The 20,346-nt window shown below is 66.9% G+C and carries 20 protein-coding genes; 7 read left to right on the forward strand and 13 right to left on the reverse strand.

The features are described 5' to 3' along the window. Positions 1-159: 159 nt before the first annotated feature. From NU1_RS37415 to NU1_RS37425, 3 genes are all read right to left on the reverse strand, one after another. Positions 160-1,494 carry a phthiocerol/phthiodiolone dimycocerosyl transferase family protein gene (locus NU1_RS37415; protein WP_157553521.1) on the reverse strand — a complete coding sequence of 445 codons (1,335 nt, stop codon included), beginning with the start codon at positions 1,492-1,494 and terminating at the stop codon, positions 160-162. A 681-nt stretch (positions 1,495-2,175) separates the two neighbouring features. Beyond that, the gene (locus tag NU1_RS37420; protein WP_067528987.1) at positions 2,176-3,414 is read right to left on the reverse strand and encodes a L,D-transpeptidase; all 1,239 of its coding nucleotides are present in this window, start codon (positions 3,412-3,414) and stop codon (positions 2,176-2,178) included. A gap of 66 nt (positions 3,415-3,480) precedes the next feature. Further along, positions 3,481-4,605, reverse strand: a complete 1,125-nt coding sequence (locus NU1_RS37425; protein ID WP_084522167.1) for a UDP-N-acetylmuramate dehydrogenase — start codon at positions 4,603-4,605, stop codon at positions 3,481-3,483. Between the two features lie 68 nt (positions 4,606-4,673). Between NU1_RS37425 and NU1_RS37430 the strand changes: the two genes are divergently transcribed. Genes NU1_RS37430 through NU1_RS37445 form a run of 4 tightly spaced genes read left to right on the forward strand, consistent with a single transcriptional unit; the run spans position 4,674 to position 7,488 of the window. Further along, positions 4,674-5,159, forward strand: a complete 486-nt coding sequence (locus NU1_RS37430; protein ID WP_067528988.1) for a DUF2505 domain-containing protein — start codon at positions 4,674-4,676, stop codon at positions 5,157-5,159. Positions 5,160-5,190: 31 nt separating this feature from the next. Continuing rightward, positions 5,191-5,706: a DUF2505 domain-containing protein gene (locus tag NU1_RS37435; protein ID WP_067528989.1), complete on the forward strand. Its 516-nt coding sequence runs from the start codon at positions 5,191-5,193 to the stop codon at positions 5,704-5,706. Continuing rightward, the gene (locus NU1_RS37440) at positions 5,676-6,488 is read left to right on the forward strand and encodes a methylase (RefSeq protein ID WP_067528990.1); all 813 of its coding nucleotides are present in this window, start codon (positions 5,676-5,678) and stop codon (positions 6,486-6,488) included. The genes NU1_RS37435 and NU1_RS37440 overlap by 31 nt, the downstream gene beginning before the upstream one ends. Before the next feature lie 34 nt (positions 6,489-6,522). Continuing rightward, complete coding sequence (locus tag NU1_RS37445; RefSeq protein ID WP_212762120.1) at positions 6,523-7,488, forward strand: glycerophosphodiester phosphodiesterase family protein; 966 nt, start codon at positions 6,523-6,525, stop codon at positions 7,486-7,488. Positions 7,489-7,500: 12 nt separating this feature from the next. Here the strand turns inward: NU1_RS37445 and NU1_RS37450 are convergent, their stop codons facing one another. Next, positions 7,501-9,009: a hypothetical protein gene (locus tag NU1_RS37450; RefSeq protein ID WP_157553523.1), complete on the reverse strand. Its 1,509-nt coding sequence runs from the start codon at positions 9,007-9,009 to the stop codon at positions 7,501-7,503. A 357-nt stretch (positions 9,010-9,366) separates the two neighbouring features. Beyond that, complete coding sequence (locus NU1_RS37455; RefSeq protein ID WP_067528993.1) at positions 9,367-9,969, reverse strand: type IV toxin-antitoxin system AbiEi family antitoxin; 603 nt, start codon at positions 9,967-9,969, stop codon at positions 9,367-9,369. A gap of 113 nt (positions 9,970-10,082) precedes the next feature. On the opposite strand from NU1_RS37455, the gene NU1_RS43655 reads away from it, so the two are divergent. Then, a complete protein-coding gene (locus NU1_RS43655; protein WP_245720491.1) occupies positions 10,083-11,459 on the forward strand; it encodes an LmeA family phospholipid-binding protein in 1,377 nt (458 codons plus the stop codon). Between the two features lie 28 nt (positions 11,460-11,487). Here the strand turns inward: NU1_RS43655 and deoC are convergent, their stop codons facing one another. Continuing rightward, positions 11,488-12,147 carry a deoxyribose-phosphate aldolase gene (gene deoC, locus NU1_RS37465; protein WP_067528994.1) on the reverse strand — a complete coding sequence of 220 codons (660 nt, stop codon included), beginning with the start codon at positions 12,145-12,147 and terminating at the stop codon, positions 11,488-11,490. A gap of 71 nt (positions 12,148-12,218) precedes the next feature. Between deoC and NU1_RS37470 the strand changes: the two genes are divergently transcribed. Further along, positions 12,219-12,776 carry a GNAT family N-acetyltransferase gene (locus NU1_RS37470; RefSeq protein ID WP_067528995.1) on the forward strand — a complete coding sequence of 186 codons (558 nt, stop codon included), beginning with the start codon at positions 12,219-12,221 and terminating at the stop codon, positions 12,774-12,776. Positions 12,777-13,400: 624 nt separating this feature from the next. Continuing rightward, positions 13,401-14,288, forward strand: coding sequence for a formyltetrahydrofolate deformylase (purU, locus tag NU1_RS37480; protein ID WP_067528997.1), 888 nt, complete (start codon positions 13,401-13,403; stop codon positions 14,286-14,288). Between the two features lie 384 nt (positions 14,289-14,672). On the opposite strand, the gene NU1_RS37485 is transcribed toward purU, so the two are convergent. From NU1_RS37485 to NU1_RS37510, 7 genes are all read right to left on the reverse strand, one after another. Further along, complete coding sequence (locus tag NU1_RS37485; protein WP_067529017.1) at positions 14,673-15,686, reverse strand: alpha/beta fold hydrolase; 1,014 nt, start codon at positions 15,684-15,686, stop codon at positions 14,673-14,675. A gap of 222 nt (positions 15,687-15,908) precedes the next feature. Then, positions 15,909-16,052 (reverse strand): hypothetical protein, encoded by a 144-nt coding sequence (locus NU1_RS42450; RefSeq protein WP_169815200.1) that lies wholly within the window; start codon positions 16,050-16,052, stop codon positions 15,909-15,911. Further along, on the reverse strand, positions 16,049-17,065 hold the full coding sequence (locus tag NU1_RS37490) for an alpha/beta fold hydrolase (RefSeq protein ID WP_307645744.1): 1,017 nt from the start codon (positions 17,063-17,065) through the stop codon (positions 16,049-16,051). Before NU1_RS37490 ends, NU1_RS42450 begins: the two co-directional genes overlap by 4 nt. Before the next feature lie 187 nt (positions 17,066-17,252). After that, positions 17,253-17,546 carry a DUF2516 family protein gene (locus tag NU1_RS37495; RefSeq protein ID WP_067529018.1) on the reverse strand — a complete coding sequence of 98 codons (294 nt, stop codon included), beginning with the start codon at positions 17,544-17,546 and terminating at the stop codon, positions 17,253-17,255. 154 nt (positions 17,547-17,700) lie between these two features. Further along, positions 17,701-18,369, reverse strand: coding sequence for a heparin-binding hemagglutinin (locus NU1_RS37500; protein WP_067528999.1), 669 nt, complete (start codon positions 18,367-18,369; stop codon positions 17,701-17,703). Positions 18,370-18,371: 2 nt separating this feature from the next. After that, on the reverse strand, positions 18,372-18,908 hold the full coding sequence (locus NU1_RS37505) for a helix-turn-helix domain-containing protein (RefSeq protein WP_067529000.1): 537 nt from the start codon (positions 18,906-18,908) through the stop codon (positions 18,372-18,374). Positions 18,909-19,033: 125 nt separating this feature from the next. Then, positions 19,034-20,287, reverse strand: coding sequence for a DUF445 domain-containing protein (locus NU1_RS37510; protein ID WP_067529019.1), 1,254 nt, complete (start codon positions 20,285-20,287; stop codon positions 19,034-19,036). Positions 20,288-20,346: the final 59 nt, after the last annotated feature.

Consider the following 20,346-nt stretch of genomic DNA (forward strand, 5'->3'; position numbering starts at 1 on the left):
GGATCCAGTACTGCGAGGGTGTGAATTCCGGCCAAAAGCACGCCGGAATGACAAGAGACCGGTTTCAGCCCCCACCGAAGCCGGTTCGCCGACAGAGAAGCCGGTTCGCCGACAGCGAAGTCGACTCGCCCACAAAAGGATCGGTTCACTGAAGATGGGTCAGTTCGCTGGCGGGGGTGTTCGGTCGGTGAGGGTTGCGAGGACGCGATCGGCGAATTCCTCTGCGCCCGTTGGGGTCAGCATGCCCTCGACGTAGCAGAATTCGATATGCATCTCGTTGTGGGCAGTGGTGACGGCTACCGTGAGTGCGCTGACGCAGGAGTTTCCGGCGGCGATGGACAGGTTCGACAGGTGCCACTCCCCCAGCTGTGCGGGGAAGTCGATGCGGCCGAGGTTGGTGACCGATACGTTCCACGGAGCCCGCCGGTCGATGAGTTCGACGAAGCGCCAACCGGTTTCCAGCGATTTGGGGGTGCCGTAGCGCATTCCGGCCACCGTCGCCAGGTGCCGCTGCTGCCGCACGCCCCGCCGCAGCTGCTGATTCACCGACCGCGCCGCCGACCACAGCGAGGCCCGCGCCCCGAAGCGCACGAAGTTGGCGAGCACCGGCGCGTAGATGCCGAGTTCATCGGCGGCGGGAGCCGGCGTCAGCGCGGGTCGGAAATCGACCGGTGAGCCGATGCCTGTCACGCCGCTGCCATTGGGGCGCACCGTTTTTCCGATTGCCAACGCCACCGCACCGGCCAACGCCCCGTGGACCGTGACCCCGGCCGCCCGACAGTCCGTCACCAGGGCCGCGAGCTGTTCGGCATCCAGTCTGCGATGAACGACCCGGGTGACACGCTCGGCGAGCGGAACCCGCGAGGCGCCGCGCAGCAGCCGGGGGCGGCGGACGAGCGCTACCACCTGGTCGTAAAGGGTCGTATAGAGATACCGCCACGCACCCCGCGCGGTCGTCGGAATCAGATCGTCGGCTGGCGGAATCGGCGCGCGAACGACCGGATCGGCACCGGTGGACCCGTACTCGATCAGCTTGCGCAGCAACGAAATCAGCGAACGACCGTCCGCGATCACATGCGAGACGGTCAGGATCAGATCGTGGGATTCGGCCGCGGTGTCGGCGGCGTGCACCACATCCACCAGCCGCACCATCCCCATTGCCGAATCGAACGGCTCCCGCATCTCCGCATCGATCTCGCGCTGCCACGCTTCGGGATCATCGCTCGACACCCGCCGCAGCGGGATGCGCGGCTCCGGCAATGGCACGAAGCGCGGATCGAAGTCCGCGCCGTGCTCCACCCCTACCCGCAGCAGCGGATACTCCGCGACCACCGCGGCGGCCGCACGGTCCAACTGCTCCGGCGTCACCCGCCCTCGCACCCACACCCGGCCACTGCAATTCGACGGCGAAATCTGGTCGATAATCCAGAACCAGCGCTCCGACGGGCTCAGTGGCCGTGTGATATCCCTTGCCGCCGTAGTCGTTACGCTCACCGCCGGTCCTCCTAGCTACCGCAGCGTCGACCATAACCCGAAGACGGTGAGTGCACCCGCGATGTCGGCAGGTTCCCGGGCATCCCAGCACCCGGCATACCCTCACCTCGACGTCCTACTCACCCCAGCACCCCGGCATCGTCCTCCCCATCACCCCTGCATTGCCGCCCGTCACCACGGCATCGCCGTCACCCGTCATACCGGCATGAGCACGCTCGGATGCCTCGGTCGATATCACTGGTGGCGGCCTATTCGTGCACTTTCTCGCGCGAACAGGCGGAATCGACCCGAATGGCACCGAAAGTGCACGTTTAGGCCGGATCCTGCTGTGGCATTCGCCTGCGGCGTCAGGCGTCGTACACATCTGCTGCGGCATAGCGCAGGATCAGCCAGCCAGCTAGGAGTAGGTCGTTCTGGCGACGGCGGTCTTTGCGGAAGACCGCCTCACCCGTCATCCCGGCATGCCACTCACCCGCCACCCCCGGCATGGCCGTCGCCCATCACCGCGGCATCGCCCTCACCGGTCATCCCCGCATGCCACTCACCCGCCACCGCAGGCATGGCCGTCGAGCGTCACCCCCCGGGCATGGCTGTCACCCATCACCACGGCGTGCTCGACGGTGATGGAGGTGGCGACGGACACGGAGGTGGGCCGACGAATGTGACCTCGCGCCCAGTGGATCAGTTCCCGCGCGGCGGGCCCGGCGTGACCGGGGTCGCGGAGACCACCGGGGCGGAGGAGCCGTCCAGTGCGGACATGCTCTTCCAGGTGTCCCAGTCGATGGTCCAGTCGTAGATATCGCCGTCGGCCGCCGACAGCGGGATGCGGGTGCCGGTCACCTCTACCGGATCGCCGTAGCGCGCCGTCGCGAAGTAGGCCTGGGCATCGGCCGGGCTGAGGTTGATACAGCCGTTGGTGACATTCGTATTGCCCTGCGCGGACAGCGATTCGGGGTTGGCGTGAATGAATTCGCCATTATTGGAGATACGCACCGCCCAGCGTTCGCGCACATTCTCGTAGTACGGCGGGTTGGACATCATGAAGTCCTCGTACTTCTCCGTCACCACGTGGATACCGGAGCGCGTGACATTGCGGTCCTGATCGCCTTCGCCGTAGCTGACCGGAATATCCAGGACGGTCTGGCCGTCGCGCACCACCTGCATGCGGTGGCTGGGGGCATTGGCCTTGACGATCTGCGCGCGGCCGATGGTGAAGTCGGTGCTCATATCGGCCCCGCCGTACGCGCCGCCACCCATATCGACGCCATAGAGCTTGGCCTGCATATTCACCGTGGTGCCGGGCGTCCAGTACTCGCGCGGTCGCCAATGCGCCCGCGAACCACCGTTGTCGTCCTGCAGCCACGCCCACGAACCCTCGACCGCCGGGGTGGTGGTGACAACCATCGCCTTCTCCACGGCGGCCTTGTTCTCGATGTGCTTGTTGAACTGCACGATCAAGGGCGCGGCAATGCCGACCTCCTGGCCGTCGCCGATATTGATGGTCGCCGACACCGTGGACTCGGGCGCGATGGTGGAGAACTTGCCATCGATCGGCACCGGCTTGCCATCGGTGCCGGTGGCGGTACCCGACCAGCTGTAGGTGACGCCGTAGCCGAGCGGCTCGGTCACCCTGAACTCGGTCCGGCCGGGATCGAGCTCGCCGGCAACCTGCTTGCCATTGGGGTTGCTCAGCGCAATCTGATCGATGCGGCCACCGGTCACCGATACCGATACGGGTGCGGTCGGGTTGACGCTGTCGGTCCCGTCACCGGGCTCCATCGTCACCTTCGCGACCGGTCCGGCCGGAGCCTGCGAGCCGCCACCACCATTGGACGAACATCCGGCCACCAGTGCGATCGCGGCAAGTAGCGCGGCCAGCACCGTGGCCACCCGTCTGGCGGACCCTCCTCGATTGCTCACTTTCTCGAGGTTACCCGCGCGAACCGCATGCCCTGATCAGGCTTGATAGTGGTCCGCGCCACGCCGCTACAGTGTCAGGCCGACGGTCACAGGTTCCGGCTCGAGGCGAACTGTGAACCGTTCGGCCACGCCGTCACGGACCTCGCGGGCCAATGCGACCAGATCCGCCGCCTTCGCTTCGCCGCGATTCGTCAAGGCCAGCGTGTGTTTCGTGGACAGCCGCGCCGGTGCGGACTCACCCGGAAAACCCTTGGTGAAACCGGCACGTTCGATGAGCCAGCCCGCGGAGAACTTCACGCCGCCGGGAACCGGCCAGGTGGGCACCGCCACATTCGGGCCGACATGTGCTGTTATCGCGGACCGCACCGCATCCACCCGCGCATCCGGCACCACCGGATTGGTGAAGAAGGAACCGGCGCTCCAGGTGTCGTTATCGGACGGGTCGAGCACCATGCCCTTGCTCGCGCGCAGGCGCAGCACCGCTTCACGCACCTGCACCGCGGGACGGGACTCGCCCTCCCGGGCACCGAGCGCCGCGGCCAATTCCTTGTATCGGAGCGGCTCGCTGGAACCGTCGGCGCGCAGGGCGAACTCCACCGCCAGCACGACCGCGTGGTCGCTGTGTTTGAGAACCGAAGTGCGGTAGCCGAATCCGAGTTCGGCGGGCTCCACCCAGCGGATCTCACCCGTCGCGCGCTCCAACAGTTGGACGCGGGTGAGCAGATTCGCCACCTCCACGCCGTACGCCCCGACATTCTGGACGGGCGTCGCACCCGCGGAACCCGGGATGCCGGAAAGACATTCGAGCCCGCCGAATCCAGCGGCGACCGTAGCGGCCACCACCGCATCCCAATTCGCGCCCGCGTCGGCGACCACCCGGGCGCTACCCGGCTCGACGCGCACGGTCGCGACGTCATCGGGATCGATCTGGACGGCCTCGGGAGCGATCTCGACGCCGGTGGTGGCGATGCGCACCACCACGCCCGGGAAACCCTCGTCGGAAACGAGCAGATTCGAGCCGCCCGCCAGCAGGAGCACCGGAATCCCGGCGGCATCGAGCTCACCGACCGTCGCCACCAGCGACTCTGTACTCGCACAATCCGCGACCGCTGAGGGACCACCCACCCGCAGGGTCGTCAACTCCGCCAGCGGTACCGCATCGCGCAATTGCGCCCCGGTCACCGTCAGCATGTCTCGCAGACGCTCGAACGGCACCACCCGAGAAGTACGCACAGGCACAGACGGTAGCGTGTCCGACCATGGCGACACCTCTTGCCTTCACCGGGCGCTCGGCCCACAGCGCCGCAGCAGTGCGCGCGGCCTTCGCCGATGAGCAGTATTGGAAAGACCGCATCGACCAGGTCGGTGGGGTCAATGCCCGCATCGAATCGCTGGCGATAGCCGGTGACCAGGTGCGCGTCGAGCTCGTCCAGACCATTCCGGCGACGGACCTGCCCAAGCAGGTCACCGCGATCAAGCCGGACGGGCTGGTCATTCCGCGTACCGAGATCTGGACCGGCGACGCGGGCACCTTCACCGCCCGGGTCGACGGCGCGCCCGCCGAGGTGCGCGGCACGCTGACCCTCACCGAGGACGGCACCGGCTCCAGATACGTCGTGGACGGTTCCATCGAGGTGAATATCCCGCTCTTCGGCAAGAAGATCGAGGCCGCCATCCAGGAGAACCTGAGCGACCTTTTGGTTCGCGAAGCCGAGTTCACCGACAATTGGCTGTCTTCGCACTGACGGCCGGTTGGCGCCGGTAACCTGACCGCTCATGGCCCGCCGACTGGACTACTCAGCCCGCTATAAACTGCACACCACCAAAGAGGTCTATTCGGCGCTGTCGAACCGCGACTACTGGGATGCGCGGATCGAGGAGATGCGGAAGTACTCCCACAATGACGTGTTGAGTCTCGACGCCGGCGACCACGGCATCGAGGTGGTACTGCGGCACGTGCTGCCGCGCGACCTGCTGCCGGACCTGGCGCAGACCGTCATTCGCAAGGATATGACCATTACCCGCACCGAGAGCTACGGCCCGTTCGGACCGGAGACACACGGCACCTACGCAGCGGAAATCCCGAACGGTCCCGGCACGCTCGGCGGGAAACTGCACCTCTTCCCGACCGATACCGGATGCACCCTGCGCACCTCCTCGACCGCGCAGGTGACCATCCCGTTCTTCGGGGCCAAGCTCGAACAGGTACTGCTGGTGAATCTGGTGGACCTGTTCCGAGCCGAAGCTGAAATGACGCAGCGGTGGCTGGACGAGCAGAACCCCGTCCACTAGCCAAGCCCATCGGAACGATCACCCGCGGCACCACCGGCATCAACCGGCTGCGCCGCAGTGATCGTTGGCTGATGCACGACCGGTTGGTGACTGATCGTTTGCTGGCTGCCGCCACACCGCTCGTGGTCGACCTCGGATACGGGGCGATGCCCGTCACGACCCTGGAATTGGCGGCGCGGCTGCGGCGGGTGCGACCGGATGTGCGGGTGGTCGGCCTGGAGATCGATCCGGAACGGGTCGTGCCGGGGCGCGACGGCGTCGAATTCGCGCGCGGCGGATTCGAACTGGCCGGTTTGCGGCCGAATCTAGTGCGGGCCTTCAATGTGCTGCGCCAGTATCCGGAATCGGCGGTGGGCGGGGCGTGGTCGACCATCCTGTCGGGGTTGGCTCCGGACGGGCTGCTGGTGGACGGGACCTGCGACGAACTCGGGCGACGCTGCGCGTGGGTGCTGCTGGACCGCACCGGGCCCCTATCCCTGACACTCGCGTGGGACCCGTTCGATGTCGAGAAACCCTCCGACCTGGCCGAACGACTGCCGAAAGCGCTGATCCACCGCAATATTCCGGGTGAACCGATTCACGCGCTACTCACCGCCGCCGATCGAGCCTGGTCGTACTCCGCACCGCTGGCGGTCTTCGGACCCCGGGTGCGGTGGCGGCAGGCGGCGGAACTATTGCGGCAGGAGGGTTTTCCGATCCGGGCCTACCGAACACGCCAGCGCGACTGCGTCCTGTCCGTGCCATGGGCTGCGGTCGCGCCGCTGCCACGCGATGATGAGTAACCATTCCGCCCCTCATCGAAGAGGTTCGTGTCCCTTGAGAATTCGACTGCTGTTCACAGCTCTCGCCGTCGGCGCAATGCTGGCCGCCCATCCAGGGGGTGTGAGCGCGACCCCGACCGCATTCGACCTGCAGGCCCATCGCGGTGGACTGGGGCTCACGGCGGAGAACACGCTTCCGGCCTTCGCTCGTTCGCTCGAAATCGGCGTGACCACGCTCGAACTCGACATCCAGATCACCCGCGACGGGCGCGAGATAATCGGTCACGACGCCAAGATCGACGGATCCAAATGCACTGATACCGAGCCGGTCTCGCCCGGCGACAGCCAGTACCCGTACGTGGGCAAGCTGATCAAGGACCTGAGCTTCGAGCAGGTGCGGACGGTGAACTGCGGTTCGAAAATGCCGACGTTGGAGGAGGTTTTCACGCTTGCCAGCGATCGTGGGGCCGACACCGTTCAGTTCAGCATCGAACTCAAAACCGACCCCAGGGACGGCACCACCGCTCCGCGTGAACAGTTCATCCAGCGCGCGGTTCAGGAGGTACAGCGCGCCGGGGTGCGGAATCGGACGATCATTCAGAGCTTCGACTGGGCGACACTGAAGCTGGTGCGCCAGCACGACTCCGGTATCCGGCTCTATGCCCTCACCGATCCCACCAAGGTGTATCCGTTCTCGCCGTGGCTGGGTGGGCTCGATCTCATCTGGGAGAGCGGCAGCCTGGTGAACGGGGCGAAATCCATCGGGGCCACCGCCCTTTCACCGATGCACGCCCTGCCGCCGGACGGCTCGGTCCAACTGCCCGCCGTCTCACAGCGTCTGGTGGATACGGCGCACGAGAACGGAATTCTCGTGGTGCCGTGGGTCGTCAATCAACCCGGCACCATGCACGAGCTCATGGACAAGGGGGTGGACGGCATCATCACCGACTACCCGGACCGACTCCGTGAAGTCATGCGGGAACGTGGTCTGTCATTGCCGCCGGCCTACCCCCAACACTGATTCCCGCCGGGCTCAGGTGAAGTACCGGCGGACGCTGCGCTCACCGAAATCGCGGACGGCGTCCATCCAGCCGAGCAGGGTGGAGGGAGCGATCAGCGAGCCCGGATGGAAGGGCTGACGCCAGAGGCCGCCGTGGGCAGCGCCCGTGGTGAACAGGGCTTCCGGGTTCTTCTCCGGCGGCTCGGAGCTGTAGAGATCCGCGACGAGTTTCGCGGCCAGCAGCGGGCGGATGGTGGACGGGTCGAAAACCTCGATGCCGTAGTGGTCGACACCGCGCAGGGTGGTGGTGCGCCATGGGGTTTCGTGGATATCAGCGGGCCAGGCCGGTGGCGTGACGGTGTAGGACACCGCACGACCGGCGGCACGGGCCAGCACCGCACGCCAGCGTGGGAGGCGTTGCGCCAGGGCGTAATCCGGGCCGAGCAGGGTCGGGAGATTATCGAACAGACCCCAGTCCTCGCCGTCGGCGGTGGCCACCGTGCGCTCATAGTTCGGGCGGTACAGCGGCACCGGAGCCGCCCGGTGCAGCAGATCCTGCGCCGAGCCGCGAATACCGCGACGAGCCAACCGGTCTCGCGCCTCCTCGGTCACACTCGGCGGCACGGCATAGCAGTCGGTCGACGCCCCCAGGTAGGCGAGCGCGGCATCCGGATGGGACCGCAGCACCGCCTCGGCGAGCACATCGGCGGCGGCGGAAACCCGAACACCGGCCGCACCAGGGATATTCGCGTACAGGCCGAGTGCGGGACGAACATCCGCGGATGCGGCGATCCAGCGGGCCAGCGCCGGGAAATGTCTGGTGAGGTCCGCGCCCGGACCGGAATCGGTGACCGGGAAACGCAAGGTCCCGGAACCATCACGGGCCCAGGCGTACAGGCGATCCCAGCGGGCGCGACCCGGCCGATCCACGGCCAAAACGTCAGCACCCCAGGTCAGCAGTGGCCGCAGCGGGCCCAGTTGCGCGGTCGCACCCACCACCGTCATTCGAAAACCGGGCAGCGCCAACCATTCCGGATTATCGATCACCCGCTCGACCGCCGCCGCGAATCCGGGCTCTACGATCCCGCGCTCGCGCCACTCCCCCAGCTGCCGCCGTAATCCCTCCTCCGCCAGTACCGCTCCGCGATAGGGCACCTCCAGGCGCGGAATCGGCGCGGCCGTACCGTCGACCCGGCCGGTCGCCAGTTCGGCACTATCGGCTTCGGCCTGCACATCCACCGACCGCAGCGCGGTGACAGTGCGCCCCGCCGCGAATCGCAGCATGGTGCGCGCCGACGTCAAACCCTCCTCGGCGATCCCGAGCGATATCGCCGGTGCGGTCACCGACAGTGAGGTCAGGCCGTGAAAGATCGGGCGGTACTCACGCCGCCAATCGCGGCAGGTCTCCACGGTTTGCGCCAGGTCGGCGTCGAATCGCCGCACCGCGTCGGCGACCACCGCGGCGGAGAACATATCCGCGACCCGATCGGGCGGACCAGGGGGGAAGCTGAGATCCCACATGCCATGACCGACCATCCCCATGATCAGTCACGATGCCATGAACGGGAATCGGGCGCGAGTCAGAGCAAACGACGGCCGCGACACCCACCGACTGCCGCGCGGAACGGCGAGGACCGTGCGCCTGGTGAGCGCGAGCGTGTGATGTCGCCCGGTCCTCTCGCCTTCGCGGCGTGCTTCTGGCCGGAATGCGCCCCGGACAGGTAGTGGATCCCGGCCGAAGGCATACCGGGATGACGGACCGGTCGGCGACGGCACGCGGAGAACCTCACCAGCCGACAGCTGGGAACGATATGGGGTGCTCGAGGACGAGCGAAGCAGGCGCACAGCGAAATCCGAGCGGGCGGCTGAGGGGTGGGACGGGCGCACAGGGATCTCCGCTCAAGCCCGCGTCAGCGCGCGGTGCAGCCTGGCGGCCGTCGGCGCCGGGAGAGCGGAACTGGCAGAACGGATTTCGTCGCTGGCGCAGCGATCGATGGCGACGGCGTCGGCCACCACCTCATCGAGGGCGGTTTGGCCTATTCCGGCTTCGGCCAGGTCGAGGACCGTGCGCAGCGGTGTCGTCACCAGGAACGCCCCCGCCGACTGCACATCCGAGCGCGATAGGGCGCGGCGCAGCACCACCAGTCGTGGGGAGAGCGGGTAGCGACCCACCCCGGCCGAGATATGGACGAAGCGCGGGCGCAGTCGGCCCAATCCGTGCAGTTCGGCGGCGCTGTGATGGGAGACGGCGGCCGCACCGTCGAACCAGGCCGACCACATGGCGTATTCGTCGAGCGGACCGTCGGGCCAGCCGTTCAAACGGAGCAGACCGACCCCCTCCCGAATGACCGAGCCGTCGCGCAGACCATCACGGACCTGAATCTCGCACCCGGTGCGCAGCACCTGCCGAGTCGTGAAATATCCCGCGTGCCGGCCTGCAAGCTGCTGCAATGCCCGCCAACCGCGCTCCGGATTCCGCTCCGCTGCGGGGTCCTCAGCCATGGAATCCAGGCTACGCCGTCGATCTGTGCGTTATGTCACATTCCGCCCGGGTTAGGTCAACACCTCATCGGAAGCACAGAGGCCACACAGAAACCTCGGGAAGAATCGGCGCCATGAGCTCGAATCCCACCTCGGACGACGCGGCCAAGCGCAAGACCGACGCTTCGCGCGCCTCGGACCCGGATGCCACGCTCGTGGGCGGCACCCCGGGAACCGAAGTGACGCACGAGCCGGATCTAGCCCAGCAGTCCGCGGACCCATCCGATTCAGCCGACCCATCCGACGAAACGACCCGCGTCGACAGCGACACGACCGCCAGCGGCGATGACGATGCGACCCAGGTGGTCCCCGGCTCGGTCGGCAGTGAACAGCCCACCCAAATCCTCGGACAGGGCGTGCGGGTATCCGATTCCGCGCCGACCGAAGTGTTCGGAGCGACAGCGGATTCCGGGGACGACACCACCGCGGTCCTCGGCCAGGGCCGTGCGGTCTCCGACTCCGCCCCGACCGAAGTGCTCGGCACACCGGGTGATCCGGTCGAACCCGGCCACCCGGGTGAGACCGGCTACCCGGTGGATCCCGGCACGGAGGCATCGAACGCGGCCGGTCCCTACACCCGCCATGAGCGGCAGGACACCGCGGTGCTGGGCACCCACGGCACCGAGGTTTTCGATGCGGAGGCGGCAGCCGCCATGGCCGCGCCGGGTTCCGCGCAGCAGCCGCCTGGCACCCCACCGCCCCCGGTGGGGCCGAATGCCGCCGGTTCTCGAGGAGGTCGGTCCTGGATGCGTGGCCCACGGCGAACCCTGCTGATCATCGGCCTCGTCGTCGCGGTGCTCGCCGTCGCGGGATTGGCCGGTGGCGAGGCGTACGCGCGGCGCACGGTGGAGCGGTGCATCAGCTCGCAGTTCGAGCAGGAGATGGGGTCGAAGATCGACGTGTCGTTCGGGGCGAAACCCATGCTGATCACCATGTTCGACAACAAGGTGTCCTCGGTGACGGTGGATAGCGACGACAGCAAATTCGGGCCCGCCGAGGGCATGGTGGTGCACGCCGTCTTCAACGATATCGAGGTGGTCGATCAGGGGCGCGGTGGCGGCACCGTCGGCAGCTCCACCGCCGAGGTCACCTGGAGCAACGACGGCATCGCGAAGACGTTGAGCGGCCTGGTCACGGGCGTGCAGTCGAATCCGGCGGACAACACGCTCACCTTCGCGGTACTCGGTGGTCTGGCAGGGTTGACGGTCAAACCGCAGGTGGCCGGCGACCGGGTCGAGGTGACCACCGAAGCGGCCTCACTGCTCGGCTTCGGCCTGCCCACCGCGCTCGTCGAGGACATTGTCGACCTGATGGCGCAAAGCCTGCAGAGCTACCCGATGGGCTTGCAGCCCACCAAGGTTCAGGTGGACTCGGACGGCCTGCACGTCAGCCTCGCGGGCGGTAAGACCGAACTGCCTGCCGCACAGAGCGATACCGCCGTCACCTGCTGATTCCGATCGGAAAACCTGGCCGCGCCGATCAAGCCGGGAAGCCCTCCAGCACATCCCGGGAACGTGAGAGCCCGAGCCGCGTGGCACCGGCGGAGATCAATTCCGCAGCTGCCGCGCTGGTTCGGATACCGCCGCTCGCCTTCACCCCGAGCCGCCCGCCCACCGTCTCCGCCATCAATCGCACGGCGTGCACGCTCGCTCCCCCGGCCGGATGGAAGCCGGTGGAGGTCTTCACGAAATTCGCGCCCGCCCGCTCGGCAGCCCGGCAGCATTCGACAATCGCCGCATCGGACAGTGCCGCCGATTCGATAATGACCTTGAGCAGGGCACGGTCACCCATGGCCTCGCGCACCGTGATGATGTCGCTCAGCACCGCATTGAAATCCCCGGCCACCGCCGCGCCGATATCGATGACCATATCCACCTCGTCGGCACCCTGATCCACCGCGAGCCGCGCTTCGCTGCCCTTGACCAGCGAATGATGCTTACCGGACGGGAAACCCGCGACGGTCGCCACCGTCAGACCGGGGGCGCGCAGCGGCAGCATGGCCGGTGATACGCACACCGCGAGGACGCCGAGTGCGCGAGCCTCGTCCACCAAAGCGGACACGTCGGCGGCGGTTGCCTCCGGGGCGAGCAGGGTGTGATCGATCATTGCCGCCACGTCCCGGCGGGAAAGCTGTGCCATGGGATGCGAGTTTGGCACATCGGTGGCAATTTCATTGCGAGTGCGGACCGCTGTCCCGCACACTCGTAGTTGTGCTGATTCGTCGCGAGCGTCCCGACGACATCCCCGCCATTGCCGCGGTGCATCGAAACGCCTTCGCCGCCCAGTACGCCACCACCAATGGCGAGGCCCGGCTCGACGACACCGCCCCGGCCCTGGCCGACCCACCGGAAGTCGATCTGGTGCGTCGACTACGCGATAACTCCGGATGGATTCCCACCCTCTCCCTGGTGGTCGAGCTACACGACCGAATCGTCGGCCATATCTGCCTCACCCGCGCCGCGATCGGACCATTCCCCATCCTGGCGCTCGGACCGATCGGCGTACGGCCGGAGTGTCAAGGCACCGGCGTCGGCTCGGCCCTCATGCACGCCGCACTCGGCGCGGCAGACGCCCTCGACGAACCCCTGGTGGGACTACTCGGCCACCTCGACTACTACCCGCGCTTCGGTTTCGTCCCGGGCATCCGGCTGGGCATAGTGCCCGACCGACCCGAATGGACCTCGCACTTCCAGGTGCGCCCGCTCACCGCCTACGAGGACGAGATCAAGGGCGAGTTCCGCTACGCCGACCCGTTCTACGAGCTGTGAGCAACGGCGAAACGCATCACCCCGGCGTACTCGCTTGCCATTCCGGCGCGCCTGTTCGTCATCGCGACGCGACTGCTCACCATCCCGACGCGCCCGCTCACCATCCCGACGCGACTGCTCACCATCCCGACGCGACTGCTCACCATCCCGACGCGACTGCTCACCATCCCGACGCGACTGTTCGCCATCCCGACGCGACTGTTCGCCATTCCGGCGTGCCCGTTCACCAGCCCGACGCGACTGCTCACCATCCCGACGCGACTGTTCGCCATTCCGGCGTGCCCACTCACCAGCCCGACGCGCCCACTCACCAGCCCGGCGTGCTTTTGGCGGGGATCCACCGCTGATCAGCGCGCGTGGATTCCGGCCAAAAGCACGCCGGAATGACGAGGGCCGGGATACGAAGGGGTGCCGTAGGTGCCCGAGTACCGGAGATGCCCGCGCGCCGGAGATGCCCACGTGCCGGAGATGCCCGCGCGCCGGAAGTGCCCACGCGCCGGAAGTGCCCACGCGCCGGAAGTGCCCATGTGCAGGAAGTGCCAGGGGAAGCGCGAGGTGGCGGGGGTGGTTGCGAGATTCGGCCCTGGCGGAGGGGCCGACCGACGTCCTGGGAGGATTGCCACCATGAGTTCCCCCGCCGCCAGCGATGATCGACGCTATGTGCTGACCCTGGGCTGCCCGGACCGTCCCGGCATCATTGCCGGGATCACCTCCTTCATCGCCGATTTCGGCGGGTCGATCGTGGAGGCCGGATACCACTCCGACCTCGAGACCGGCTGGTTCTTCACGCGGCAGGCGATCAAGGCGGCCACCGTGCCGTTCGACCTGGACGAATTGCGTGATCGCTTCACGACGGTGGCGGCCGAACTCGGGCCGGAAACCGAATGGCAGGTCCTCGATTCGGCGGAGCGGCGGCGGGCGGTACTGCTGGTCAGCAAGGACGGGCACTGCCTGCACGATTTGCTCGGACGCGCCGCCAGCGGCGAACTGCCCGCCACCATCGAAGCCGTCATCGGCAACCACCCCGACCTGGCCGAGATGGCCGAGGCACACGGTGTGAAATTCCACCACGTGCCGTTCCCGAAGGATCCGGCCGAGCGCGGCCCGGCCTTCGAACAGGTCCGCGAACTGGTCGACGCCCACAATCCGGACGCCGTGGTGCTGGCTCGCTTCATGCAGGTGCTGCCGTCCGAACTGTGCGAGCACTGGGCGGGCCGGGCCATCAATATCCACCACAGCTTCCTACCGTCCTTCGTCGGCGCGCGGCCCTACCACCAGGCCTTCGCCCGCGGCGTGAAACTCATCGGCGCGACCTGCCACTACGTCACCGCCGAACTCGACGCGGGCCCCATCCTCGAACAGGATGTGAGCCGCATCGACCACGCCGACACCGTGCACGACATGGTCCGGCAGGGCCGCGATATCGAGCGCGTGGTGCTGGCGCGAGGCTTGCGCTGGCATCTGGAGGGCCGCGTCCTGGTACACGGTCGGCGCACCGTGGTCTTCTCCTGAGGAGGCGGCGCAGCTCGCCTGGCAGCGGCAGTGTCCGCACCGCACAGGGTCAGCTCCCTTCCGCATTCCGGCAGCTTTTTACCGGGATCCGCTACTGACCAGGGTTGTGGATTCCGGCCAAAAGCACGCCGGAATGACGGGACTGCACCCGCACGCCCGAACCACCGGACTGCACCCGCACGCCGGAATGGCGGCCTGCTCTCGGGCACGGAGTGACGGAGTTCGCTCTCGTGCGCGAAAGACGCCCTGCCACGATCTTTCGTGGCAGGGCGTCGAATCTGTCTGGGGCCCGACCCGTACCGCTACGCTGCGGCCGGATCGGGTTGACAGCACTCCCGACGCGAGGGTTTACCGGTCGCGACGGGAGGCGTTCGGGGTGCCGGATTATCCGGCGGCGGCGATGCGGCCGCGGCTGCCCGCCCGAATTACGCGTTCCACCTCATTGTTGAATTCGTCCACGCACTCGATATTCGGCAGGTGGCCGGTGGGCAGAATGACGTAGCGGTCCAGGTAGCCCGCCGCCGCCACCGTGTCGGCGATTTCGCGGGAGTGGACCTCCGGGAGCAGCCGGTCGTGCGAGCCCGCCATCACGGTGGTCGGGACGGTCAGGTTGGCCGCAGCACCGGTGAGATCGAGGCCGATCAGGCCGCGAGCCACGGCGGCGCGCGCCGACGGGCGGCAGGAGCGAACAATGGCCAGGCCGAAGGCGATCTGGTCGGCCGTCGCGGTGCGGCTCATCAGGCGGGACTTGGCGATGGCGTGCACGGCCGGTCCACCCGGAAGCGGAACGGGCGTACCGAACAGCGCCAGGGCCAGCCACTGCGGGCCGGGGATCAGATCGTTGATGAGCGGAATCACGGTGGCGCGTGTCGCGATCGAATGCGCGGCGGTGGTCGCCAGCAGCACCGAACTGGCGCGCTGCGAAACCTGCTCCGGGTACTTGTTCGCCCACGCCTGGATGGTCATGCCGCCCATGCTGTGGCCGACGAGCACGGCCCGCTGGCCGGGGCGCAGTACGGCGTCGAGGATGTCGGAGAAGTCGTCGGCGAGCTGGTCCGCACTGAACGGCAACCTGCCCGGCTGGCTCTCGCCGTGTCCGCGCTGATCGAACGCGACCACGCGGTATTCACCGGCGAAGGCATTGATCTGGGGGTACCAATACTCGAGGCTGCACGACCAGCCGTGCGCGAACACGATGACATCGCGGTCGGCGGGGCCGTAGGCATGCACCCGGAGTTCGGCTCCATCGCGGGTGGTGACTCCGATGACGTCGGGGGCGATACGGGGCGTATTGAAAGACGTGGTCGCGTATTTCCGAGCTCGCAACCTCGCCCGGTACGCGGCGGTCAGTGCGTCGGCCCGGAGGTCGTTCATCGCGTCAGGCAGCTTCACCAGCATGAGCACTCCTTTGTGTCCTACGGCACACTAGCGAGCTAGCACTAGTGCTTGCAATAGCAAGCACCAACTTTTTCGTAGCTCGGCGCATGCGGCCGCTCTCCTGGGATACCCGTTCCGTCGCAAGGGCATTCGCGAACAGGACGCGGACTGCTGTTACCTAGAACACAGTTTGGGGGGCGTTTATGCCCGAATGGACGCCCCCGAGGGGTGAACGAACCCCACCTACCAGCGGCCGCGAAACCGCTCGACCACGCTGTCGAGCGGCTCGTGTGGCGTGGCGCAGGCGCGCCCCGTCACGAATACCGTCACGAATACCGTTGCGCCACGGGCCTCGATAGCCGAGAAACCCGCGCGCACCCCACTCACGCCCCGACGACCGCGGCCGGAATCTCGAACGCAGCCTTGGCAACTCGAGCGAGTTCGGCATTGAACTCCTCGTACGCTTCGACATTGCCGAGATGACCGGTCGGCAGGATGCGGTAGCCGTCGAAAGAGCCCGCCTCGCGGAGCATTTCGATAATCCGCTCGGAATGCACCGGCGGGGTCATGAAATCGAACTCACCGGCAATGACGGTGGTCGGGACGGTCAGATTCAGCGCGCCGCGACCCACATCCAGGTAGGACAGCAGGGTGCCGAACTTCCCGCGCACCGCCGCCGGGCAGGCGCGAACGATATTGTGCGCGAACACCGCGACATCGCCGACGGCGGCCAGGCTCATAATCTGACGGCGCAGCAGCCACGGCACGGGTCGAACGGCGGGTAGTGCCAGCGGCGCGCTCAGAGCGAGCAGACCGACCGCGAAGGGCAGACGTCGGGCGAAGTCCGGACCGAACCGAGGTACCACGGTGGTCTCGGCAATGAGATCCGCGGACGCGGTGTTGTTCAGCAGTACAGCGGCGGCGCGGCGGGAAACCTGCTCCGGATGCCGTCCGGCCCAGGCCTGCATGGTCATTCCGCCGAGACTGTGGCCGACCAGCACCGCGCGCTCGTCCGGTCGCAGGGTGGCCTCGAGGACCGCCTGGAAGTCGTCGGCGAGCAGATCGGTGGTGAGCGAGCTGCTGCCGCGGTCGCTCTCGCCGTGGCCGCGGACGTCGTAGGCGACCACGCGGTATTCACCGGCGAAGGCATTGATCTGGGGATTCCAGTATTCGAGACTGCAGGTCCAGCCGTGCACCAGCACGATGGTGTCGGCGTCGGCGGGGCCGTAGATGTGCGCCCGCAGGCGCGCACCGTCGTTCGCGGTGACCGTGACGACCTCGTAGGGACCGGCCGGGGAATTCAGCGCCGCTGTCTCGTAGACCCGGGTCCGGAGCCCGGCCCGATGCCGAAGCAGCTGGTCGCGGACCTTTCCGGCCAGGTCCGCTGGGTTTGGCAGCATTGCCCGCATTGGACACTCCTTTGTGTTACTGACCGATACAGTAACTCCGTTGGAGGTCCGCTTGCTAGTGCAAGCACCCAAAAAAAATCGGGTGCCGCCGGTCCTTCACGGACCGCCGACACCCGGCAAATTCAGAGCACGGAAGTCAGATCCACGCTCTCACCTGCGGGGGTGAACCCCGCAGCAGCTACCAGCGCGGACCGCGCTGCACCTCATCGACCTTGGGCCGCACATCGGCCAGATACACACCGGTCGCGACAATCGCCGCGATACCCAGCAGGATCACCGACGGCGCCAGCAGCAAACCGAAGAGCGCGGCACACAGAATGCCGATCCACGCGGGCTTGGTGAGCTTGTCAACCGCGGGGAAGGCATCCGAGCGCTGCCTGATCGCATGAATAAGCGCGAAAACGGTCATACCGATCGCGGCAAATTGGAGCAGCGTGATAATCCATCCGGTAATCCCATACACCAGACCCATGATACGAGCACCCCTCATCCAGAGCGGCCGGAACCGCTGGCCGTGCGAGAACCGGTCATGCCGCCAACCACGCATCAGAACGTAGCGGTACCGAAAAAATACAGCGACCCCCGTGCACCGTCATGCACGGGGGCCGCTGATTGCCCTGCGGTACTTACTTCTTGGCAGCCGGAGCGGCCTTCTTGGCCGGAGCCTTCTTGGCCGGAGCGGCCTTCTTGGCGGGAACCTTCTTGGCGGGGGCGCTGGCCTCCGGGGCGGTCTCGCTGGTGATCTCGACGACCTCACCCTCGAGGGTCTCCTCGGCGTCCTCGGCGGCCTTGGCGGCGCGGCCGATCAGCGGGCTGACCTGCTCCTGCACCTTGCCGACCATATCTTCGGTGCGGGAGACGACATCACCGTAGAGGGTTTCGACCTGAGCGAAACGCTCATCGAAGGTCGGGTTGGCGCGCAGCCGATCGACGGTCTCCTCGCCGCGGGCGGCCAGGTCGGTGTAGAGCTCCAGCAGCTGGTGGAAGTACTGGTCGGCGAGGCGACGCAGCTCCTCCGGGGTCAGCTTCTCGCGCAGTTCGGCCAGATCGTCCGGCAGCTCCGACGGCAGGGTCTGCACGCGGGTGCGCAGGGTCTCGAACTGCGCCTGGGCGTCGGCGGGCAGGTTGGCGAAGCGCTCGCGCGCCTCTTCCACCCGGCCGGGCACGTCGGCGGTGGCGGCACGGTCGCGCACCTTGTCGACGAGATCCTTGACCTGCGTGTACACGGTGTCACCCGCGCCGACGGAGGCATAGAGCGGCTTGGCTACAGCGGTGGGAATCTTGGTATCGGTCATGGTTATTCGTTCTCCTGGCGTGGCGGAACTTCAGCGTTGCGGTGCGGAACCTCGTTGTCCCTATTTCCCCCGGGAACGACCCCCTGCTGGTTCGTCGCTTCCCCTCTGTCCTCGTCCACCGCGTTCTCTCGGCGGAACGATTCGTATATGTCCAGGAGGACCTGCTTCTGCCGCTCGGTAATACCGGTTTCGGCAAGCAGGGCATCCCGGACCGGGCTGTGTGGCCTCTGCTCGAGGTACCCGGCCCGCATGTACAAGACCTCCGAAGAGACCCGCAGACCTTTCGCGATCTGTGCGAGTACCTCGGCGGACGGGTTGCGCAGTCCACGCTCGATCTGACTGAGGTACGGATTGCTCACCCCCGCCAGCGCGGCGAGTTGACGCAGCGAAACCTGCGCGGCTTCCCGTTGCGACCGGATGAAGCCCCCGATGTCGTGAGCCGCGTTGGCTACGCGCCCCTTGCCGTCCGCGGTGTCGTCGGCGGACGTCTCCGTCGAGTCACCGGTGTTCGGCTTTGAAACCTCGGGTTCCACTGCCATCACTCACCTTCCGGCGGTTGTGGGGTCAATTCTAAAACAGGGTGCTAGCTCTTGCAAGCACCCCTGCTAGCACCTATTCGGCAAACGCCTGGCGCCACGATCTAGGCATTTGTCCAGTCATGCCGTCAGACATTGAACAGCACATGCGAAATGGAGTAGATCGCAAGACCTGCCAGCGAACCCACCACTGTCCCGTTGATACGGATGAATTGCAGATCACGACCCGCCTGCAATTCGATCTTGCGGCTCGCCTCGTCGGCATCCCAGCGAGCAACCGTGTCGCTGACCAGCGTCGCGATCTCCTGGCCGTAATTGCTCACCAGATAGCGGGTGCCCCGCTCGACCCAGCCGTCGACCTTTTCCCGGGTGCCCGGATCGTCGACCAGACGCTGTCCCAACTGCTGCACATTCTCCGCGACCTTGCGGCGCAGCGTGCTGTTCGGGTCGTCGGCCGATTCCAGAATCATCCGCTTGGCGGCGCGCCATGTGGCGTGCGCCATACCGGTGATTTCCTCCCGGCCCATCAGCTCGGACTTCACCCGCTCGGCCTTCTTGATCATCGCGTCGTCGAATTGCAGATCGTGTGCGAACTCCTCCAGGAAGCTGTTCGCCGCCTGCCGCACCTCATGATCCGGCTGCGAGCGCACCTTCCACGTGAATTCCACCAATTCCCGATAGATTCGCTCCGCCAGCATCTGGTTCACGAATTTCGGCGCCCAGCCCGGAGCGTCGCGATTCACGATCCGGTCGATGGTCTCCTGACTACCCAGGGCCCACTGGTGCGCCCGCTCGGCCAGCAGGTCCAGCAGCGGCGCCTGCCGGTTGTCGGCCAACAGCTCGTTGAGCACCTTGCCGATGGGCGGACCCCACAGCGGTTCGGCGATGCGTTTGACGATGGTCTGGTCGATGACCTGCTCGACATCCTCGTCGCGCAGCGCCCCGATCACCGCCCGCAGAATCGTCGACGACTCCTCGGCGACCCGGGCGGCATTGTCCGGATTCGCCATCCAACCGCCCAGTCGCAGCGAGATCTGGGCCGAATTCACCTTCGTGGTCACCACATCCGGGGAGAGGAAGTTGGTGCGCACGAAATCGCCGAGACTCTCGCCCAGCTGATCCTTCTTCTTACGAATAATGGCGGTATGCGGAATCGGCAGGCCCAGCGGATGCTTGAACAGCGCGGTCACCGCGAACCAGTCGGCGAGTGCGCCGACCATGCCCGCCTCCGACGCCGCCCGCACGTAGCCGACCCAGTCGCCCCCTTCGCCGCGTGATTCCAGCCAACGGCAGAACAGATAGATGATGGTGGCCGCCACCAGGAATCCGGTGGCCACGATCTTCATCTTCCGTAGGTCGCGCGCCTTGCCCGCCTCGTCCATGAGGTCGGCGAACGCACCTGGATTGGATGCGGCCGCCGTCTTCCGCTTGCCCGGTTCGA

The organism is Nocardia uniformis NBRC 13702, assembly GCF_001613345.1.
Taxonomy (GTDB): domain Bacteria; phylum Actinomycetota; class Actinomycetes; order Mycobacteriales; family Mycobacteriaceae; genus Nocardia; species Nocardia uniformis.